The sequence below is a fragment of the Streptomyces sp. RLA012 genome (genome assembly GCF_056270325.1).
This window is the reverse complement of the sequence record NZ_JBWDPA010000002.1, coordinates 9,828,197-9,846,508: the sequence shown is the minus strand read 5'-3', so window position 1 is coordinate 9,846,508 and position 18,312 is coordinate 9,828,197. Positions and strand designations below refer to the sequence as shown.

General features: G+C 68.2%; 15 protein-coding genes and 1 pseudogene. 9 read left to right on the top strand and 7 right to left on the bottom strand.

Annotated elements, in window-relative coordinates:
* Positions 1-424: 424 nt before the first annotated feature.
* Positions 425-919 (bottom strand): MEKHLA domain-containing protein, encoded by a 495-nt coding sequence (locus tag RV986_RS44830; RefSeq protein ID WP_475922854.1) that lies wholly within the window; start codon positions 917-919, stop codon positions 425-427.
* Between the two features lie 5 nt (positions 920-924).
* A pseudogene (gene ilvC, locus RV986_RS44825) lies at positions 925-1,925 on the bottom strand (ketol-acid reductoisomerase).
* A 652-nt stretch (positions 1,926-2,577) separates the two neighbouring features.
* Between ilvC and RV986_RS44820 the strand changes: the two are divergent.
* From RV986_RS44820 to RV986_RS44810, 3 genes are all read left to right on the top strand, one after another.
* A complete protein-coding gene (locus RV986_RS44820) occupies positions 2,578-2,736 on the top strand; it encodes a hypothetical protein (RefSeq protein ID WP_475922853.1) in 159 nt (52 codons plus the stop codon).
* Between the two features lie 496 nt (positions 2,737-3,232).
* Positions 3,233-3,823 carry a hypothetical protein gene (locus RV986_RS44815; RefSeq protein ID WP_475922852.1) on the top strand — a complete coding sequence of 197 codons (591 nt, stop codon included), beginning with the start codon at positions 3,233-3,235 and terminating at the stop codon, positions 3,821-3,823.
* 206 nt (positions 3,824-4,029) lie between these two features.
* Positions 4,030-5,997 carry a dipeptidyl-peptidase 5 gene (locus RV986_RS44810; protein WP_475922851.1) on the top strand — a complete coding sequence of 656 codons (1,968 nt, stop codon included), beginning with the start codon at positions 4,030-4,032 and terminating at the stop codon, positions 5,995-5,997.
* Positions 5,998-6,372: 375 nt separating this feature from the next.
* On the opposite strand, the gene RV986_RS44805 is transcribed toward RV986_RS44810, so the two are convergent.
* The 4 genes from RV986_RS44805 to RV986_RS44790 all read right to left on the bottom strand — a co-directional run bounded on the left by RV986_RS44805 (position 6,373) and on the right by RV986_RS44790 (position 9,136).
* Positions 6,373-6,687 carry a hypothetical protein gene (locus tag RV986_RS44805; RefSeq protein WP_475922850.1) on the bottom strand — a complete coding sequence of 105 codons (315 nt, stop codon included), beginning with the start codon at positions 6,685-6,687 and terminating at the stop codon, positions 6,373-6,375.
* 16 nt (positions 6,688-6,703) lie between these two features.
* The gene (locus tag RV986_RS44800) at positions 6,704-6,865 is read right to left on the bottom strand and encodes a hypothetical protein (RefSeq protein WP_475922849.1); all 162 of its coding nucleotides are present in this window, start codon (positions 6,863-6,865) and stop codon (positions 6,704-6,706) included.
* A gap of 167 nt (positions 6,866-7,032) precedes the next feature.
* The gene (locus tag RV986_RS44795) at positions 7,033-7,509 is read right to left on the bottom strand and encodes a MarR family winged helix-turn-helix transcriptional regulator (protein WP_475922848.1); all 477 of its coding nucleotides are present in this window, start codon (positions 7,507-7,509) and stop codon (positions 7,033-7,035) included.
* A 271-nt stretch (positions 7,510-7,780) separates the two neighbouring features.
* Entirely contained in the window at positions 7,781-9,136 is a 1,356-nt protein-coding gene (locus RV986_RS44790; RefSeq protein WP_475922847.1) for an NAD(P)/FAD-dependent oxidoreductase, read from the bottom strand.
* A 397-nt stretch (positions 9,137-9,533) separates the two neighbouring features.
* Between RV986_RS44790 and RV986_RS44785 the strand changes: the two genes are divergently transcribed.
* From RV986_RS44785 to RV986_RS44760, 6 genes are all read left to right on the top strand, one after another.
* A complete protein-coding gene (locus RV986_RS44785; protein ID WP_475922846.1) occupies positions 9,534-11,111 on the top strand; it encodes a metal-dependent hydrolase family protein in 1,578 nt (525 codons plus the stop codon).
* 11 nt (positions 11,112-11,122) lie between these two features.
* Positions 11,123-12,085 carry an ABC transporter permease gene (locus tag RV986_RS44780; protein WP_475922845.1) on the top strand — a complete coding sequence of 321 codons (963 nt, stop codon included), beginning with the start codon at positions 11,123-11,125 and terminating at the stop codon, positions 12,083-12,085.
* A 167-nt stretch (positions 12,086-12,252) separates the two neighbouring features.
* Positions 12,253-13,011 (top strand): ABC transporter permease, encoded by a 759-nt coding sequence (locus RV986_RS44775; protein ID WP_475922844.1) that lies wholly within the window; start codon positions 12,253-12,255, stop codon positions 13,009-13,011.
* A 74-nt stretch (positions 13,012-13,085) separates the two neighbouring features.
* Positions 13,086-14,675: an ABC transporter substrate-binding protein gene (locus RV986_RS44770; protein WP_475922843.1), complete on the top strand. Its 1,590-nt coding sequence runs from the start codon at positions 13,086-13,088 to the stop codon at positions 14,673-14,675.
* Positions 14,672-15,745, top strand: a complete 1,074-nt coding sequence (locus RV986_RS44765) for an ABC transporter ATP-binding protein (protein WP_475922842.1) — start codon at positions 14,672-14,674, stop codon at positions 15,743-15,745. Before RV986_RS44770 ends, RV986_RS44765 begins: the two co-directional genes overlap by 4 nt.
* On the top strand, positions 15,738-16,880 hold the full coding sequence (locus RV986_RS44760) for an ABC transporter ATP-binding protein (RefSeq protein WP_475922841.1): 1,143 nt from the start codon (positions 15,738-15,740) through the stop codon (positions 16,878-16,880). The genes RV986_RS44765 and RV986_RS44760 overlap by 8 nt, the downstream gene beginning before the upstream one ends.
* A gap of 283 nt (positions 16,881-17,163) precedes the next feature.
* On the opposite strand, the gene RV986_RS44755 is transcribed toward RV986_RS44760, so the two are convergent.
* The gene (locus RV986_RS44755; protein ID WP_475922840.1) at positions 17,164-17,913 is read right to left on the bottom strand and encodes an alpha/beta fold hydrolase; all 750 of its coding nucleotides are present in this window, start codon (positions 17,911-17,913) and stop codon (positions 17,164-17,166) included.
* Positions 17,914-18,312: the final 399 nt, after the last annotated feature.

Genomic DNA, 18,312 nt, shown 5'->3' with positions numbered 1-18,312 from the left:
AGGAGCGGAACGGCATCGGCCGACCGTACGGTGACAAGGGGTGCCTGGCCGATCCCGCCGATCACGGCCTCGGGCGATCGCGGCCAGTGCGGGGCGGGCCGAGCGCTACTCGGCCGGGCATCCGCGGACCTGGCGGGGCGCAACCTGGCGATGCACACGGACGAACTCGCCCTGGCACAACAGGCTGCGGCGATGTGGTGCCGGCTGCCGTGTACGGGTCTGGTCGGTGCTCTTACCTTGCCGCCGCTGTCGAAGTATGCCGTGGTGTCCGGGCACAGCAGTGATGTCAGCAGGCCGGTGTCCTGGGCCAGGCAGGCCCGGCGGACGGCGCGGGCGGCGGCATCGTGCTGCTCCGGCGTGGTGGGGTGTGCGGGCCACGCCTGCAGCCGGAGCCCGCGGCGGGCGGGCGTTCACCTCGCGTCCGTCACCTCGACCGCGCGGGCGGGGACCAGTCACGGAAGACCGCGGCCTGCCCCAGTCTGTCTCCCGCGAGATCGACGAGGTCCCACATCGTCACGTCTTTGATCCAGAATTCCTCGCCGCTCCTGCTCCTGCGCAGCCCGTTGTAGCCGTCGGCGAAGCCGTGTTCACGCACGGACCGTACGAAGGTGTCTCGGTCTTCCTGGCGGTGAGGGGATGCGGACAAGCGGGACGGCATGCCGACGAACTCCTCCCACGGGTAGCCGAAGCACCGCTGAGCCGTCCGGTTGGCGTAAAGGAACTTCGGGTCGGGGCCCGGGTCGTGGGCCAGCAGCCCAAAGGGCGCCTCGGTGTAGAGCCAGTGCGCGGCTTCTTGCGGCGATGCCCAGCGTGGTGGGCACAAGGGGCGACCGGTGAGGGCCAGATGACTGCTCAGCAGCAGTTGCGCGAAGGGAGCGCCGCCCGCAGCGGGAACTATGTCAAAAGGGCTGTTGGTCATGAGGGCTATGCCTCCTCGTCGACCCACGACATGAGCTTGCGCAGCTGCTTGCCGGTGGTCTCCAACAGGTTCTCCGAGTCGGCGGTCTTGTACTCGTTGTACTTCTTCAGACCGGAGTGGTACTCCTCCATCCAGTTCCTGGCGAACGTGCCGTCCTGGATCTCGGCGAGGATCTTCTTCATCTCGGCCTTGGTGGCGTCGGTGATGATCCGCGGGCCGGTGACGTAGTCGCCCCACTCGGCGGTCTCGGAGACCGACCAGCGCATCTTCTCCAGACCGCCCTCGTACATGAGGTCGACGATGAGCTTCAGCTCGTGGAGGCACTCGAAGTACGCGATCTCCCCGGCTGGTAGCCGGCCTCGGTCAGCGTCTCGAAGCCCGCCTTCACCAGCGCCGCGGTACCACCGCACAGCACCGCCTGCTCACCGAACAGGTCGGTCTCGGTCTCCTCCGTGAAGGTCGTCTTGATGACGCCCGCACGGGTGCCGCCGATGCCCTTGGCATAGGAAAGGGCCAGCGGGAACGCGCTGCCCGTGGCGTCCTGCTCCACAGCCGCGATACACGGAACGCCGCGCCCCTCCTCGTACTGGCGGCGCACCAGGTGCCCCGGACCCTTCGGCGCCACCATCGCGACATCGACACCCCCCGGCGGCTTGATGAAACCGAAGCGGTTGTTCAGACCATGGCCGAAGAACAGCGCGTCGCCGTCCTTCAGGTTGTCCTTGACGGACTCCTCGTAGACCTGCGCCTGGATCGGGTCCGGCACCAGGATCATGATGACGTCGGCCTCCGCGGTGGCCTCCGCCGGCGTCACCACACGCAGGCCCTGCTCCTCGGCCTTCGCCCTGGACCTGGAGCCCTCGTGCAGACCGACGCGGACATCGACACCCGAGTCGCGCAGCGACAGCGCGTGGGCGTGGCCCTGGCTGCCGTAGCCGATGACCGCGACCTTGCGGCCCTGGATGATGGACAGGTCGGCGTCAGCGTCGTAGAACAGCTCGGCCATGCGAAACACCTTTCCCTCGCGGTGGAAGAGGCTCCCGGGCGGCGTCTGTGCCAGGACAGAGATGGGTGAGTCGCTGCGCCTTCGGGGAGGAAGAAAAAAGGAAACGCCGGACAAGAGAGCGTCCGTCCACGCTTGATACTGCTCGCGCGGGCGTGTCGGGCGGGGAAACACTGTCTCACACTTTGCTGTGACGACCTGGTGAATTAATGAATCACGTGCGTGAACAGTGGAAGTTCTCTACGTCCTACCGCACGGTGCACCCTTCTCCCGCGACGCCCTCAACCGGGCTGTGACTTCGAGTAGTCCTGCTCCGAGGCCGTGTCGGTGCGCGGCAGCCGCTACGCGGCTGTCACACCTCCCGCAGTTGTTCGGTCAATGCGGGTGGTGAGTGGTGGGTGGTGGCTTGTGTGCCGCTCGCCCAGGCGCTCGCAGCGAGGAAGGGAGCACGTATGACCGCGGGATCCAGAGAACACCGATGCATCCGCACAACAACCGCTCACGCTTTCCCCGGCGGGGAGCGGCCCCGCCGCACGGTGTTCTTGTGCCCGTCCGCACTCGCTCCGGTTTCGTACGACTCCCGGCTTGAGCCGCAGAAAGACGCATGATGCCACGCCCAGATCCTGACAAGCGTTCCGACCCTGCCGCCGCGAGTGTGTCTCTGGCAACCGAGGCCGTCCTGCTGGAGGCCCGGCTCCGCATGCTCCAAGAGGCGATTGACACGGTCGACTCACGCATCGAGGCAGTATCCGAGGCGCTGTACCTGCTGCAACGCACACCCTCCGCCTCCGCCGAAGCCGAAGCCGAGGACTAGGACGACGACGATCACAGCGAGGATCACTGCGGATCACCCGGCCGAAAGGATGCCGGCAGTCTCACCGACGACGCGTTCCCGGAGTGGGCAAAACGTTCCATGCCCTGCTGGCCGTGAGCGGGCGGACCGGCGGGCAGACAACGGTCGGATTGCTGACAGCAAGTGTTTTCATATCCATTGCGTTTGCCGCGAACAGTGGCAATAATTGGTGAGAAACCGTTCAGTATGTGTCGGACCAGCCTCTGCTTCCCCGGTGGCTCGGCCCTTCCTGCCACCTCTGGGGCAGCCTTCCGGCCCCATGTGATCTGCTCTGTTTCGTGCCCCGTCAGCAGTGAGGTCGGTCTCCTGCCGAATCCGTGGGGCCCGTCCGGTGCGTCCACATCACGGGTGGGTCACTGCATATGATGTCGGAGGGGTACCCATTCCCGCGTCCAGACCGAGCGGTACCGCAGGTGAGCCGAGGCGCGGCACAAAGGGTTGAGGATGAGAGGAACACATGGTCTCTGTAACCCGCACGGCGCATAACATTGAGATCACCACTGAGAGCCTTCAAGAGGACCTCGCTCGCCTGCAGGTCCAGAAGCAGGCGCTGGAAAGAGAACTGGCAGCGGTCGTGGCACACCTCGGCTCGGTGCAGCGGGCCCTCAGTGCCCTTGAGACCCTGATGCTCACCCCAACCGCCGCTGCCTCGACGGGCGCGGCCGATGCTGCGGCCCCGGAACGGGACCGGGCTGCGACGTCCGTCGAATCCCGAACGGACCATGCCTCCTCCGAGCCTGCGGACGTCACCTCGAAGTCCGCGCCGCGGGCTCGGAAGCCGGAGCGCGGCAAGAGCTCCGAACGTCCTGCTGCCGCCGGCACCGACTCGGACAGGCAGAAGCAGTACGGCCAGCTCACCGAGCAGATCATGGAGTACTTCGCCGAGGTCGGCGACGCCGACGTACGGGCCCGTGATGTCGCAGCGGCTCTCGGTCGTGACTCCGACAGCGGGAGCATCAACGGGGTCCGCAGCACACTCGACCGTCTCGTCGGTACGTCACGTGTCCAGCGAACCGGCCGAGGTCTCTACCGCGCCAAGCGTTCCTAGGCGTACCCCTGGCCGGCACAAGGGTACGGACGGCAAGCGGTCTCGCGCCCGGGTGTGACGTGTGCGGGACGTACATGATGTGCGGCGCCCGAGAAGGAGCCGTATCTGTCCATGGCATGCGCCGCAACCCGGCAGACATGATCGAGCTGGAGTCTCATGAACATCATGGCCCGGTGTACCGGGGTGTCTCGCCAGGTGGCTGCCCTGTGAGGACGGTGGCTCCCTTCGGCTCGTGGCACTCACCCATCAGCGGCCGTACAGCCACGGCTGGTCTGGCCGCCGGGCAGATCGCGGCACCGTCGTACGTCGGGCTGGTCGGCGACGAGGTGTGGTGGGTGGAGCCGCGTCCCGAGGAAGACGGCCGCACGACGCTCGTTCGCCGACGCGCGGACGGTGTGACGGAGTCGCTGCTGCCTGCGCCCTGGGACGTACGCAGCCGGGTCATCGAGTACGGCGGCCGCCCCTGGGCCGCCGCGGAGAGCGGGACGGGAACGCTTGTTGTCTTTGTCCACTGCGGGGACCAGCGGCTGTACGCCTTCCGCGTCGAGCAGGGTCTGCCCAGCGCCCCCTGTCCGCTGACCCCGGTGTCGCCGGTAGGCGGAGGCCTTCGCTGGGCCGAGCCGGTACTGGATCTCCAACGGGGTGAAGTCCGTTGCGTGCTGGAGGAGTTCACCGGGGAGGGCACCGGTGACGTCCGGCGAGTCCACGCCGCGGTGCCCCTGAACGGATCGGCGGCCGTGGACCGCTCGGCCGTCCGGGAGCTGTCGCCCGCAGCGCATCGCTTCGTCTCCCAGGCGCGGTTCTCTCCCGACGGACGGCGCGCGGCATGGCTTGCCTGGGATCACCCCCACATGCCCTGGGACGCGGCTGAACTGCGTATCGCCGAGGTGACCGACGACGGCTTCCTGCGGCAGGCTCGGACGCTGACGGGCGGGCCCGGCGATCCGGTGGCCCAGGCGGAATGGTCCCCGAACGGCACGCTGGTCGCGGCCTGTGAGGGCACCGGATGGTGGAACCTGTACGCGGTGGACCCGGACACCGGTGACAGACGGTCGCTCTACCGGGCGAGTGAGGAGTTCGCCGGCCTTCAGCGCTTGGGACTCCGGTGGTTCTGGCCGCTGTCCGGCGGCCGCCTCGCCGTCCTGCACGGAGTGGGAGGCCAGCGGCTCGCCGTCCTGGACCCCGATCGCGGGGAACTCCTCGATGTACCGGGGCCGGCCGACGAATGGCTGCCCCACCTCGATGCCGCCGGGGACCGGATCGTCGGCGTGGCCGCCGGACGCCACTCCCCCTATGAGGTTGTGGAGGTGAACGCGGCTTCGCGGACAGTCCGGGCCATGGGTCCTGAGCCCAGGTCCACGGTGGGCACCGCATACCTGCCGGTCTCCGTGCCTCGTGTCTTCGCAGGCCCCGGAGGCCGTGCGGTCCATGCTCAGGTGCATCCCCCGCACAACCCCGGTTTCACGGGCCCGCCGAACGAGGTGCCTCCGCTGGTGATCTGGGCGCACGGCGGTCCAGGTCTCAGAGCTCCCCTTGCTCTCAATCCGGAGATCGCGTACTTCACCTCCCGGGGCATCGCGGTGGTGGAAGTCAACTACGGGGGGACACCCGGATACGGCCGCGCCTATCGTGAACAGCTGCGTGGGCAGTGGGGCGTGGTGGACGTCGAGGACTGCGCAGTCGTCGCGCAGACCCTGATCGACGAGGGCACTGCGGCCGCCGGACGAGTGGCGATCCGCGGCGGGAGCGCCGGCGGGTTCACCGCGGCGCTCTCGGTCGCGGCGTGCGATCTCTACGCGTGTGCCACCCTCTTCTATCCCGTGCTGGATCTTCTGTCGCTCGCCGCAGGAGAGACGCACGACTTCGAGTCGCACTATCTGAACACGCTCATCGGCCCGAAGCACCGCGCGGACCTCTACCGTGCCCGGTCTCCGATCCATCACGCTGACCGCATCGGTGTGCCGCTGCTCCTCTTTCAGGGAACGCAGGACATGGTCTGCCCGCCTACTCAGGCAGAAGCCTTCGTCCGTACGCTGTCCTCGCACTCGGGACGGTATGAGTACCGCACCTTCAAGGACGAGGGACACGGCTTCCGCCGGCAGTCGACGTTGATGTCATGCCTGGAGGAGGAACTGCGGTTCTACGCCGAGGTGTTCGGCTTCGCTGTGTCCTAGGGTCCCGCTCTGCGACCGGTCGTCCTGTGCGCGGCGCCGTCACCGGCCCTGCGGTCTGCCCGAGTGGTCCTGTGGGGCACAGTGTCCCGGGCGCCACTCATCGGGGGATCTGTGGCGCCCGGAACACTGTGATCAGCCTATCAAAGGTTTGCTGCCCCGCTGGGGAAGACAGTGTTGATGACGGTATTGATGACGGTTGTTGATGACGGTAGCCGCCCCAGCCGCACAGCATTTCTGCACTGTATGGGGCGAATTACTTCAGGTGGGAGCGGAAGAAGTGGTCTGCGCAGGTCCGAGTGATTGCCTCGCCCGCGTCTCCCGGAACAGTGTGATGGCGAGTTTCACAACAGACAGGCAGTGGGCGGCGCTGGTGGTTCAGCCCGACGTTCCCAGGATCACAGCGACGCACACCCCGATCATCGCCACGGTGATCAGGACCATCGCGGTCAGCGTTCCTCGGAGCCATCGCCCGAAGCGGTTGTGGTGTTGCTCTTCCACCACGCTGATCCTGTCGGCGATGTGCTCGGTCACCATGTGGGCGACGTATCTCTGCTCTTCGAGATACCACCGCTCGACGTCCGCTTTCTGCTCCTGGGTCAGCCCCGGCGCTCTTTCGGTGAAATCTGCCACGCGCCGATGCGCTGCTTCCAGATGCGCCTCCCAGAAGAGGAACTCTTCGATGTCGGTCAAGCCGCGCGCGGCCTCCTCACTCGCGTCCAAGGTGTACTCCAGAAGGGTTCAGCGTGGACCGGCACAGCGTCTCCATGACGGCCTCGTGCCCGTGGTCCCTGGCCCTGTCGGCGGTGTCGCGGCCCAGGGGACCGCCGGCGCCGACCGCGCCGACCGCGACGACCGCGACGACCTTCATAGACAAACCCTTCGCCTGATGCGGAGGCAACCCCGGTCAGGGAAGCTGCGAGGACACCGTCCACCGCACCGTTTCGGTCGTGCGGCCCTCACATCGACAGACCGGAAAGCTCGCCCGTCTGTGACACGCGCTCTCGCGGCCGGCGCCGTCGTCGGCAGCTTCCGGTGTCAGGGAGTACGTTCCGGAAGGGGCTGCCCTCCAGTTACTGGGCCACTGGCGTCGGCTCCCCGGAGGTAGTGGAGGAGGAGGCTGCGGTCTGTGTCTTCCGCGCTGACAGTTCGCAGTGCTTCGTGAACTGCCCGGTCGAGGAGGGGTGTCCCAAGACGCAGTACCTCGTGTGCCTCCGGAGTGAGCCGTACCTCGACGCTTCGGCGATCGTGCGTCGAGGTACGCGTCGCGACAAGGCCGCGCTCACGCAAGCGGGCCACAAGACGGCTGGTGGCGGATTGGCTCAGTCCGATCTCGTCGGCCAGGTCGCCGAGGTAAAGCAGCCGCGTGGGAGCGGAGGCCTCTTCCTGGAGGGCGCTGAGGGCATAGAACTCGCGGACCTGCAGGCCCAGGTGCTGGTGAAGCTGCCGCTCGACACGGGTCTCGATCTGGCGATGGAGCCGATCGAGTGTGCTCCATCGTTTGATCAACGACATGGCCCGGCTCACCGGGAGTCTCCGACGGTCCCACGGGGGTCCACTCCCGTTGCCACGGACGGTCGGACGTCCTCACCGGCGAGAACGTCCGACCGTCCGTGGCGGCCGTGTCGTCGTCGGGCGGTCTCTTCGCCGTGGACCACATGGTCTTCGTTCATCCCACTGTTCCCCTGCCCTGCCGCCCGCTCGCCATCGGGTCGGGTGGCTGCGAGCGCATGCGCCGACACATGTCTGCGTGCTGCCCGTCAGCCGCTGAGCCTCTCCGTCGTGCTCAAGCGGCCGTGTGGTCGCTCGCCCGGCTCTCGCCGGACCGCCGCGGACCGCCGCTCGTGACGAACGCGTCCCGTGGGTGCTGGACGGAGGCCAGGGAGACGAGATCCCGGCCGAACAGGGCGGCGGTGAGCCAGACGGTGAGAACGCGGACCTTGCGCTCCCAGGTGGGCACGGCCAGAACGTGATAGCCCCGGTGCATCAGCCAGGCGGGAAGTCCCTTGATGACAAGGCTCTTGTACTGGAAGATGCCCCGCCCCAGCCCCAGCGTCGCCACGACTCCCAGACTGCTGTGGCGGTAGTTTCGGACCCGGCCCCCGTGCAGGCCGGCCGCGATGTTCTTCGCAAGGCGCTTGCCCTGCCGTACGGCGTGCTGGGCGTTGGGCACCGTATGCGCCCCCGGTATGGGGGACGCCAGGTCGGGGATGGCCGCATCGTCTCCGGCCGCCCACACATCCGGTACGGGCTCGTTGTCGGTGCCCACGCGAAGATCGGCGCGGACCACGAGCAGGCCCCGCTCGTCGACCGGCAGATCCGTGTGGTTGTGCACCACCGGGTTCGAGGCGTTGCCCGCGGTCCAGACGATCAGCGCCGAATCGAACTCCTCTCCGCTGGAGAGCACGACGTGCCCGTCCTCGGCGGAGACGAGCTGCGTGTTCAGGTGGACGCGCGCGCCACGGCGTTCCAAGGAGCGCACCACCCAGGCGCCGGGCTTGTCCCCCACCTCGGGCAGGATGCGGCCCCGCGCCTCCACCAGGTGGAAGGACAGGTCGTCGAAGCTCAGTTCCGGGTAGGACTTGAGCATCGCGGTCGCCAGCGACAGCAGCTCACCGAAGCCCTCGACGCCGGAGAACCCGCCGCCCACGAACGTGACGGTGAGCAGTTTTCGCCGCTCGGCACCGGGAGGCAGTGACGCCGCCTGGTCGAACGCCGTCATCAGCCGGTCCCGAATGGCCACCGCCTCCTCCACGTGCTTGAGGCCGATCGCCTGCCGGTCCAGGCCGGGTATGGGGAAGGTGCGGGTCACGGCACCGGCGGTGACCACGAGGATGTCGTAACTCAGGTCGTATTCGGCTCCGTTCGCAGGCCGGACGGTGACCCTCCGGTCTGCGTTGCTGATCTCGGTCACACTCCCCGCGATCAGCCGGGTGCTGCGCAGGTGCCGCCGCATCGACACGGCGGCGTGACGTGCCTCGACCGATCCGGCCGTCACCTCCGGCAGGAAGGGCTGGTAGGTCATGTAAGGACGCGAGTCGACAACCGTGACCCGTGCTTCGCCCTTGGTCAGCGTCTTCTCAAGGCCCCATGCCGTGTAGAAACCCGCGTAGCCGCCGCCGACAATCACAATCTCACGCATGATTCCCTCTGTTTGTTGTTCGACACCAGATAGACAAGGTGGGGCGGGGCGATGTGACATCGCCGAGGCCGCGGAGCCCCGCATCTGGTCGCCCCGCACGTGCGGCACCCCGCTCCCGCCAAGGCGCCCTGCGCATCGCGCCGGTACCGGGTTCGCCTCGAATCGCTTGTCCAGCAACGTCCACAGGCCCCGCTGACGGACGGATCCGCAGCGCGTTCACAAGGCTGCTGTCCGGTTCCCACAGCCCCGACGTGGCGGAAATCTGCGTCTCCATGGGCGGCGTATTCCTGCGCACTTCGTGGGAATTCAAAGCGAAAGCTGCACCGCAACACGGGCAAACACTCCCCCGCCCACACTCTTCCCAGCCAGTTCCACGGAGAGGAGTGACTGCGATCCCATGACGAATCCCGCCGCACCTGGAACCACCCGCGCCGCGCTGCGTGTGGAGAACGCGCCCCTGATCGACGGTACAGCGGCGGCTCCCGTCGCGGATGCCGTCGTCACCGCCGACGCCGAGGGAGCGAACACCTGTGAGGGCCCCGCTGCGGCGGACGGCGGCTCCTCGGTCCGGACGGTCGACGCGGTGGGCGCCCGCACCGTGCTTCCCGGAATCCGCCGGCCCACAGAGGAGTTCGGGATGACGGCGGAGCGAACGGTCCTGTCCGGAGTGACGTTGCTGGACGGCACGGGGGGTGCCGCACGGACGAATACGACGGTGGTGATCGACGGCGCTGTGATCGCTGAGGTCGGCCCCGCGGACACGGTGGTGACGACCCCTCGCGACCAGGTCTACGACCTGCAAGGGATGACGCTGCTGCCCGGCCTCATCGACTGCCATGTGCATCTGCGTTCCAACGCGGGCTCCCAGCCGCGCGATGTTCATCTGTGGAACATGCTGACCTCGACGGAGGAGCAGACCCTGCACGCCGCCGCCAACGCCCGTGAGGCGCTGCGGTCCGGGTTCACCACGGTCCGTGACACCGCCGGTTCACTGCCCGAGGTGGCCGTCAAGCATGTGATCGACGAGCATGTCCTCGACGGAGCGCGGGTCGTCGCCTCGGGCTTCGTGGGCATGACCGCGGGGCACGGCGACATGTTCTGCCCCGCGGCTCTCGACGAGAAACGGATGTGGCCTCCGGCCGACGGTGTCGACGAGTGCCGCAAGCGGGTCAGACAGTACGCCCGGATGGGTGTGGACCTGATCAAGATCTGTACGAGCGGCGGCACACTCTCGGTCGGCGACAAGACCGAGTGGCGCAACTACACGGACGCCGAGATCGACGCGATCGTCGACGAGGCACACGCCCTGGACCTGCGGGTGGCGGCACACGCACACACCCGGGCCGGAATCATGGCCGCGCTCATCGCCGGGGTGGACACACTGGAGCACGGCTCCGACCTCGACGACCGGCTCATCGAGCTGATGCTCGAACAGGGCACCTTCCTGTGTCCGACCCTGTCGATCAGCGAGTTCATGGTGGAGCACGGTCGCCGACGTGGCCTGTCCGCCGAGCAGTTGGACAAGGCGGAGCGGCTTCGCGAACGCCGCCTCACCTCCGTACGCCGGGCTCATCGGGCCGGAGTGCGGATGATCTCCGGCAGCGACTCCTCCAACACCCTGCGCTTCGGAGCCCACGCACGGGAACTGGAGTTGCTGCACGAGCAGATCGGCATGACCCCGGCGCAGGTCCTGGTCGCCGCGACCTCGGCGGCCGCCGAGGCCCTCGGGCTCGGCGCCAGGACCGGGACGGTCGCTCCGGGGATGTGGGCGGACCTGCTGCTCGTGGACGGAGATCCGCTTGCCGATCTGAGCCTGCTCAGTGACCGGCGGCGGCTGCGCGCGGTGTTCCGAGAGGGGCGGGCGGTGGACCCGGGCGCGGCCACATCCGTCCCCGGGGACCTGGCCGCGCGGCGCCGTCCCTCCGGACCGGCGCACCTGACGACCCGAGCGTCGGCACCGGCCGCCGCGGAATAGGGAGAGATCCAGTGTTGCGTTATCTGTCGATCCGGCTGGCTCGCTCGCTCACCGTGGTCCTCTGCCTCAGCGCCATCGTGTTCGCCCTGTCACATCTGATCCCCGGCGATCCGGCGGCCCTGATCGCCGGCGAGAACTCGACGCCTGAGCTGCGCGCCCAGATCACCCGGCAACTGGGGCTCGACGAACCCGTGTGGTCGCAGTACCTCAGCTGGATCGGGCACGCCGTCCGAGGTGACTTCGGCTCATCGCTGCTGGACGGGCAGAGCGTGGCCGCGCAGGTCGCCGACCGCCTCCCGGTGAGCCTGGAACTCGCCGTCTACGCCGCGGTGATCGCGGTCGTATGGGGCATTCCGGCGGGCATCTGGTCGGCCATGCACCAAGGGCGTCTCAACGACCGGGTGGTCAACAGCGCGGCGTTCCTGGGGCTCGCCGTCCCGCCCTTCGTGGTCGGCACGGTCATGGTCCTCCTGGTGAGCACGCTGGCACCGGCCTGGCCGCTGTTCTCCTTCGTTCCCTTCACCGAGAATCCGCTCCTCAACCTCCAGGTGCTGCTGCTCCCCGCGGTGGCGCTGGGCATCCCCTTCGGCGCGACGATCTGCCGCTACATGCGCGCCGCCATCCTCGATGTCGAGGGCCAGGACTTCATGCGGACCGCGGCGGCGAAGGGCGCGGGACGACGGCGGCTGATGCTCCGGCACGCGCTGCGCAACTCACTGGTGCCGGTGGTCACCGCCGGCGGACTCCAACTCGGTGTGCTGGTCGGGGGCACCGTCATCGTCGAGCAGGTCTTCGCCCTGCCCGGGCTCGGCTCACTGATCGTCAACTCCATCACCCAGCACGACTTCACGGTGATCCAGGGCGCGATCCTCGCCCTGGGCGCCTCCTACGTGGTGATCAATCTGCTGACCGACCTGGTCTACCCCCTCATCGACCCCCGTATCCGGACCACAGGAGCACGCCGTGACGGCTGAATCCATAGGGCCCGGCGCCCCCCGCCCCCGCCCCTACCCCCACCACCACCGCAGCCACGGACACGAACACGGACACGGACACGGACACGGCTCGGCGACGGAAGCTGCGCCCCGGCTGGAACCCGACGCTGACCACGGGTGTCTGCGTTCTCGGCGCACTCGTGCTGATGGCCCTGATCGTCGGCGCCTTCGGCCGCTACTCGGCCGAGGATGTCAGTGAGTCGCTGCTCACGGGTCCGTCGACGAGCCACTGGCTGGGCACCGACAACCTCGGCCGCGACCTGTTCACCAGGACCTTCGTCGCGGCCCGGCAGTCACTTCTGGTGGCCTTCGGGGCGACCACGCTCGCCGCGCTGATCGGGGTGCCGATCGGTCTGATCGCGGGCTACAACGCCCGGCGCCTGGACGCGGTCCTGATGGCGGCGATGGACACCGCGATGTCCATCCCCTCGGTGCTGCTCGCACTCGTGCTGGTGTCGGTCTTCAGCCCGGGCATGTGGGTCCTCATCGCGGGCATGGGGCTGATCTTCGTGCCCTACTTCGCCCGGATCGTGCGCGCTCCGGCGCTCACCGTGCGCGAGCGCGACTTCGTCTCGGCGGCCCGGATCGCCGGCGTACGCACTCCTGTGATCATCGGCCGCCATGTGCTGCCGAACGTGCTGTCCTCCGCGCTCGTCCAGTACGCGAACACGGCGGCCACCTGCGTCCTGGTCGAGGCGTCCTTGAGTTATCTGGGCCTCGGTATCCAGCCGCCGACACCGAGCTGGGGCCGAATGATCTACGAAGGGCAGCGCTATATGAAGGAAGACCCGCTGCTCGTGATCGTCCCCGGTATCACGCTGGCTGTCGCCACAGCGGCCTTCGGCCTGATCTCCGACGGTCTGCAGGAGAGGCTCAACCCGCGCGGCAAGCGCCGTACAACCTGATCAAGCGCCGCACAACCTGATCAGACGCCATTGCCACTTCTCTTCACTCACATGTTCTTGAGGGACAGGCGGTCATGATGATGAACCATGCGTACACACGCAGAACCACGCTGGCGCTCGGCGCGAGCGCGCTGGTCGGCGCCCTGCTGGCGGGATGCGGCGGCGCGGCCACAGTCGGCAAGGACTCAGGCTCCGGCGGCAAGCCGGTCAGCGGTGGGTCCCTCACCGTGGGCCTCGACGGGGAACCGACCGTCGGCTTCGACCCGCAGGTGGCCCAGGCGTACTTCGACCAGCAGATCATCTCGCAGTTCTACGAGGGTCTGTTGAGCCTGGACAACAAGGGCGCCGTACAGCCCGGCCTGGCCAAGAGCTATCAGCGGGTGAACCCCACCACCTACCGTTTCACGCTCCGCGACGGGGTGACCTTCCACGACGGCAGCAAGCTCACCACCGACGATGTCGTCTTCAGTCTGAAGCGGCTGATGGATCCCGCCATCAAATCGCCGTACACCCAGCAGTACAAGATCAAGACGGTGACCGCCGTGGACGGCAGCACCGTGGAGGTGAAGCTCAGCGCCCCGCAGCCGTCGCTGTACAACTTCCTGGCCCGCCCGTGGAGCGGCGCCATCATGAGCAAGAAGTGGGTGACGTCCCACACCGAGAACCAGATCAAGCAGTCGGAGAACGGCACCGGGCCCTTCGCCCTGAAGAAGTGGACGAAGGGCGTCTCCATCCAGCTCTCCGGTTACCACGCGTACTGGGAGAAGCCGAAGCCGTACCTCTCCTCGGTGACCTACCGGCTCATACCCGACGAGACCTCCCGTGTGGCCGCCCTGCGCTCGAACTCGGTGCAGCTGCTGTCCTTCCGCGACCTGCGGATGGTCGACGACGTCAAGAGCACGAGCGGCATCTCCGAGGCGAACGGGCCCCTCGTCTCCAGCATCTGGCTCAACATGAACACCCTCGACGGACCGCTCGCCGACAAGCGGGTGCGGCAGGCGTTCAACCTCGCCGTCGATCGCAACTCGCTGATCAAGACGCTGGGCAGCGGTTCCGCCACATTCGGCTACGCCATCCCGCCGCAGGACCCGTACGGCACCACTCCCCCGTCCACCGAGCCGATGTACCAGCAGAACCAGGCCAAGGCCAAGGATCTGCTCAAGGCCGCGGGCCAGACCAAGGTCAGCATCGAACTGCTCGCCCCCAGCGACCCGGCCTACGGTCCCGACATCTCCGCCATGGAGCTGATGAAGGCACAGTTGGCCAAGGTCGGCATCGACCTCAAGCTCAAGCTCGTGCCGTTCACGAGCGTCGTACAGCATGTGCTGTCCGGCGACTACAACGGCATGGCGATGATGACGAGCGTGCTCAATGCCGACCCGAGTCAGTACCTCGACCTGTGGTTCGCCAAGGGCAGTCCCGCGACCAAGGTCAAGGACCAGCACCTGTGGGACCTGATGGCCGCCGCGAAGAGCGAGGAGGACGAGGCCAAGCGGGTCGCCATGTACCACCAGCTCGCCCAGTACATCGCCGACCAGGGCTATCTGTTCGTCCCCTACTCCAAGGCGGTACGAGGCGAGGCGTGGAGCGACAAGCTGCACGGCTACCAGCCGGATGCCACGGCGACCCGCCTCAGTCTCAAGAACGCCTGGCTGGCGCCGTGAGGGCCGACTCGCCGGCCCCCGCCAGGACCGGTGCCGCAACCGGCGGCACCGGTCCGGTCCTCGATGTCTCGGGACTGCACATCGGATTCGGCGGCTCGGACGTCGTCTCCGGCGTGGACCTGCGCGTCGAACGTGGCGAAGTGGTCGGCCTGATCGGCGAGAGCGGCTGCGGAAAGTCCAGCGTCGCCCTCGCGGCCATGGGACTGCTGGGCTCCGCGGCTTCCGTGCGGGCCGACCGGCTGGTGGCCTGCGGCACGGATCTGCTGGGCAGCGGCTCCGCCGAACTGGAGAGCCTGCGCGGCGACCGGGTGGCGATGGTCTTCCAGGAGCCGATGACCTCTCTCAACCCGTGCATGCGGGTCGGTGCGCAGGTCGCCGAGGTACTGCGGATCCACGGCAGGGCCGGCCGCCAGGAGGCCCGGGAGCGGGCTGTGGAACTGCTGCGCCTCGTCGAGATCCCCTCGCCGGAACACCGGGCACGGCAGTTCCCGCACGAACTGTCCGGCGGCATGCGCCAGCGCGTCGTCATCGCCATCGCGATGGCGGGGAACCCGCAGCTGCTGCTGGCCGACGAGCCGACGACCGCGCTGGACGTCACCGTGCAGGCCGAGATCCTGCAACTGCTGCGCTCGCTCCAGAAGGAGCTCGGCATGGGGATGCTGCTCATCTCGCACGACCTCGGTGTCATCACCGCCATGTGCAGTCAGGTGCAGGTGATGTACGCCGGACAGGTGGTGGAGTCGGGCACCGTCGACCAGGTCCTGAACGCGCCCCGGCATCCCTATACGCGTGCGCTGCTCGCGGCGGTGCCGCGCATGAGGGACGACGGCGGTACCCCGCTGACCTCGATCCGGGGCCAGCTCACGGACGACGCCCGTCGGCTGCCCGGTTGCCGCTTCGCGCCACGCTGCCCGAGCGTCACCGACGCCTGTGCCGCTCCCCAGCCCCTGCGGCCCGTCGGCAACGGGTGGGTGTCGCGCTGCTGGCGCGACCTTGATGACGATCCGGGTACGGCCGGAGGGAACGGTGCCACGGCGGTGGCAAAGACGATGGGCGGGAACGATGAGTGAAACGCGGTACGACCCGGTGGCAGGTGAAGTGACGGAGCCGTCAGATGCGGCGGACATGGGCTCGGCGGGCACAGGTACGACGGACACGGGAGCGGCGGGCAACGGTGCGCCGCTGCTCGAACTCTCCGGCATCGGGCACGAGTTCGGCCGCCGGACAGGCCGTTCGGGTGTCCGGGCCGTGGACGGGGTCTCGCTCGCCCTGAACCGCGGCGAGACGGTCGGTCTGGTCGGCGAGTCCGGGTGCGGCAAGAGCACGCTGGGCCGGATCGCGACCCGGTTGTACCGGCCCACCCTGGGCGCCGTGCGCTTCGAGGGCAAGGACATGACGCACAAGCCGAGCGGTGAGGATCTGAGGGCCTTCCGCCGTGCGGTGCAGATGGTGTTCCAGGATCCCAACGGCTCACTGAACCCGCGGCTGCCGGTCGGTGCCAGCATCGAGGAACCGCTGCGCGCGCGAGGGGTACCGCGCGCCGACCGGCGTGCCCGGTTGTCACGGGTACTGGAGGAGGTCGGCATCGACGCCGCGGCCGCCACCCGCTACCCGCACGAGTTCTCCGGCGGTCAGCGCCAGCGGCTGGCACTCGCCCGCGCCCTGGCGCCGCAGCCGTCCGTGATCGTCCTCGACGAGCCGACGTCGGCGCTCAACGTCTCCATCCAGGCGCAGATCCTCAACCTCCTCCAGGAGATCCAGCAGCGCGACCGCATCGCCTACTTGTTCATCTCGCACAACCTCGGTGTGGTCCGCCACCTCAGCGAACGGGTCGCCGTGATGTACCTCGGGTCGATCGTCGAGATCGCCCCGTCGCGGCAACTGTTCGCGGCACCGCAGCACCCCTACTCCATGGCGCTGCTCTCCTCCGTACTGGAACCGGGCTCCGTGCCCTGGAACGGAGAGGCAGAGGCCGGCTCGCCGTCCGGCGGTGGGCAGGACACCGGTCCGGGCAGGCGGATCGTACTCAAGGGCGAACTGCCCTCCCCGCCGGACATCCCGGCCGGATGTCCCTTCTCCTCCCGCTGCTGGATGGCCGACGACCACTGCCGCGCCGAACGGCCCGTACTCACCGAACAGACCCCGGGCCACCTGATCGCATGCCACAAGCCGGGCGAAGGCCTCGCCACCGCATACGCGGCCTGAGACCGCCTGGCACCACATCTCTTCGCACCATGCCGAGGCGGTACGGGCGAGCCCGCGCTGACGCTCCATCAGACGCCCCGGTCCTGACCGAGTACCTTGAGGTGCTGCCGCGGGTCGGGGCCGTCCAGTCCACCGGGCCATCGCCATGGACATCTGCCCGCCGTGGTCCGCAGGCCGCTCACAGCCCTGACTGCGGCCTCGCGCGCCATCACCGCCTCCCGGCTCGCCGGGTACGAATCCGACCGCGCCCGGCCGTGACCGCACATCGGTGTGCGGGCGGGTATCACACCGCCTTCACCAGGGCCGACACAAAGCCCGCGGGGTTGTCGCGCATCATGTGGTGGCCCGCGTCGGGGACCTCGATGACCGGGATGCCGGCCTGCCGGACATCACACTCGTCCTGGTACGGGCGGCTGTTGGCGCCGAGAATCAGGACTCGCGACTGCGAAAGGCCGAAGAACAGCTCCGCCGTCCCGGGAGTGGTTCCGCGTACCAGGCTCACGGCGCTCCGGTGCAGGACCGCGGGATCGGCCGCTCTCACCCGTGCCGCGTAGTGGGGTTCCAGTCCTGCCAGCACGGTACGGAATCCATGGCCGACGAAGTCCTCCTCGCCGTAGGCGGCGATGGCGCTGCTGTACAGCCCGCCGCCCGCACGCAGGTTGGGCTCGGCCACGACGACCCGGGAACTCAACTCCGGGCGCGCCGCGGCCAGGACGATCGCGATGCTCCCTCCCATCGAGTGCCCGACGAGCATCGCGTCCTGGACCCCACAGTGGTCAAGGAGAGCGGCGACGGTCTCGGCATGGGCCTCCAGCGTGGCCGAGAAGGTCTGCGGGCGGTCGCTGAATCCATGACCGAAGAGGTCGAGAATGATCGCTCGTCTGCCGCGGAGGTCGGGATGAGTGGCGATCTCGGCGAAATCGGCGGAGCCGGCGCACCCCAGACCATGGATGTACACCTGCGCCGGTCCTTCGCCCGGGATGTCGATCCAGCGCATATGGCCGCCGGCCGAGCGGATGTAGGTGGATTGCATCAGTGCTCCTCATCACCGCCGACGTCCGCCTATGCGATGCGTCTGTGCGTGCGCGATGCGTATCTGCATATGCGATGCGCCTGCGCCTGCGGTACCGCTTGAAGTGCCGCGTCGTTGGAGTATGGGCTCGCACTTGGCACCCATCCAAAGGCGGCGGATCGCCCAGCGGACCCGGGCTGAGGGGTGTGTTCCCCGCGGATGCCGGAGCGCACGGCGCCCGGCGATGGATCTGCCGCGCGTGCACGACACCACGGTCGAGCTCGTCGAGATCTGCCGCGGCGAAATCCTGCGTCTCCTTGGGTGGCGTATTTCTGCGCGCCTCAGCGGAATCATGGCGGGAAGCTGCACCGTGACGTGGGGTTTCCTTGCGCGTTCGATACTCCATTCGTCTGTTCCCGA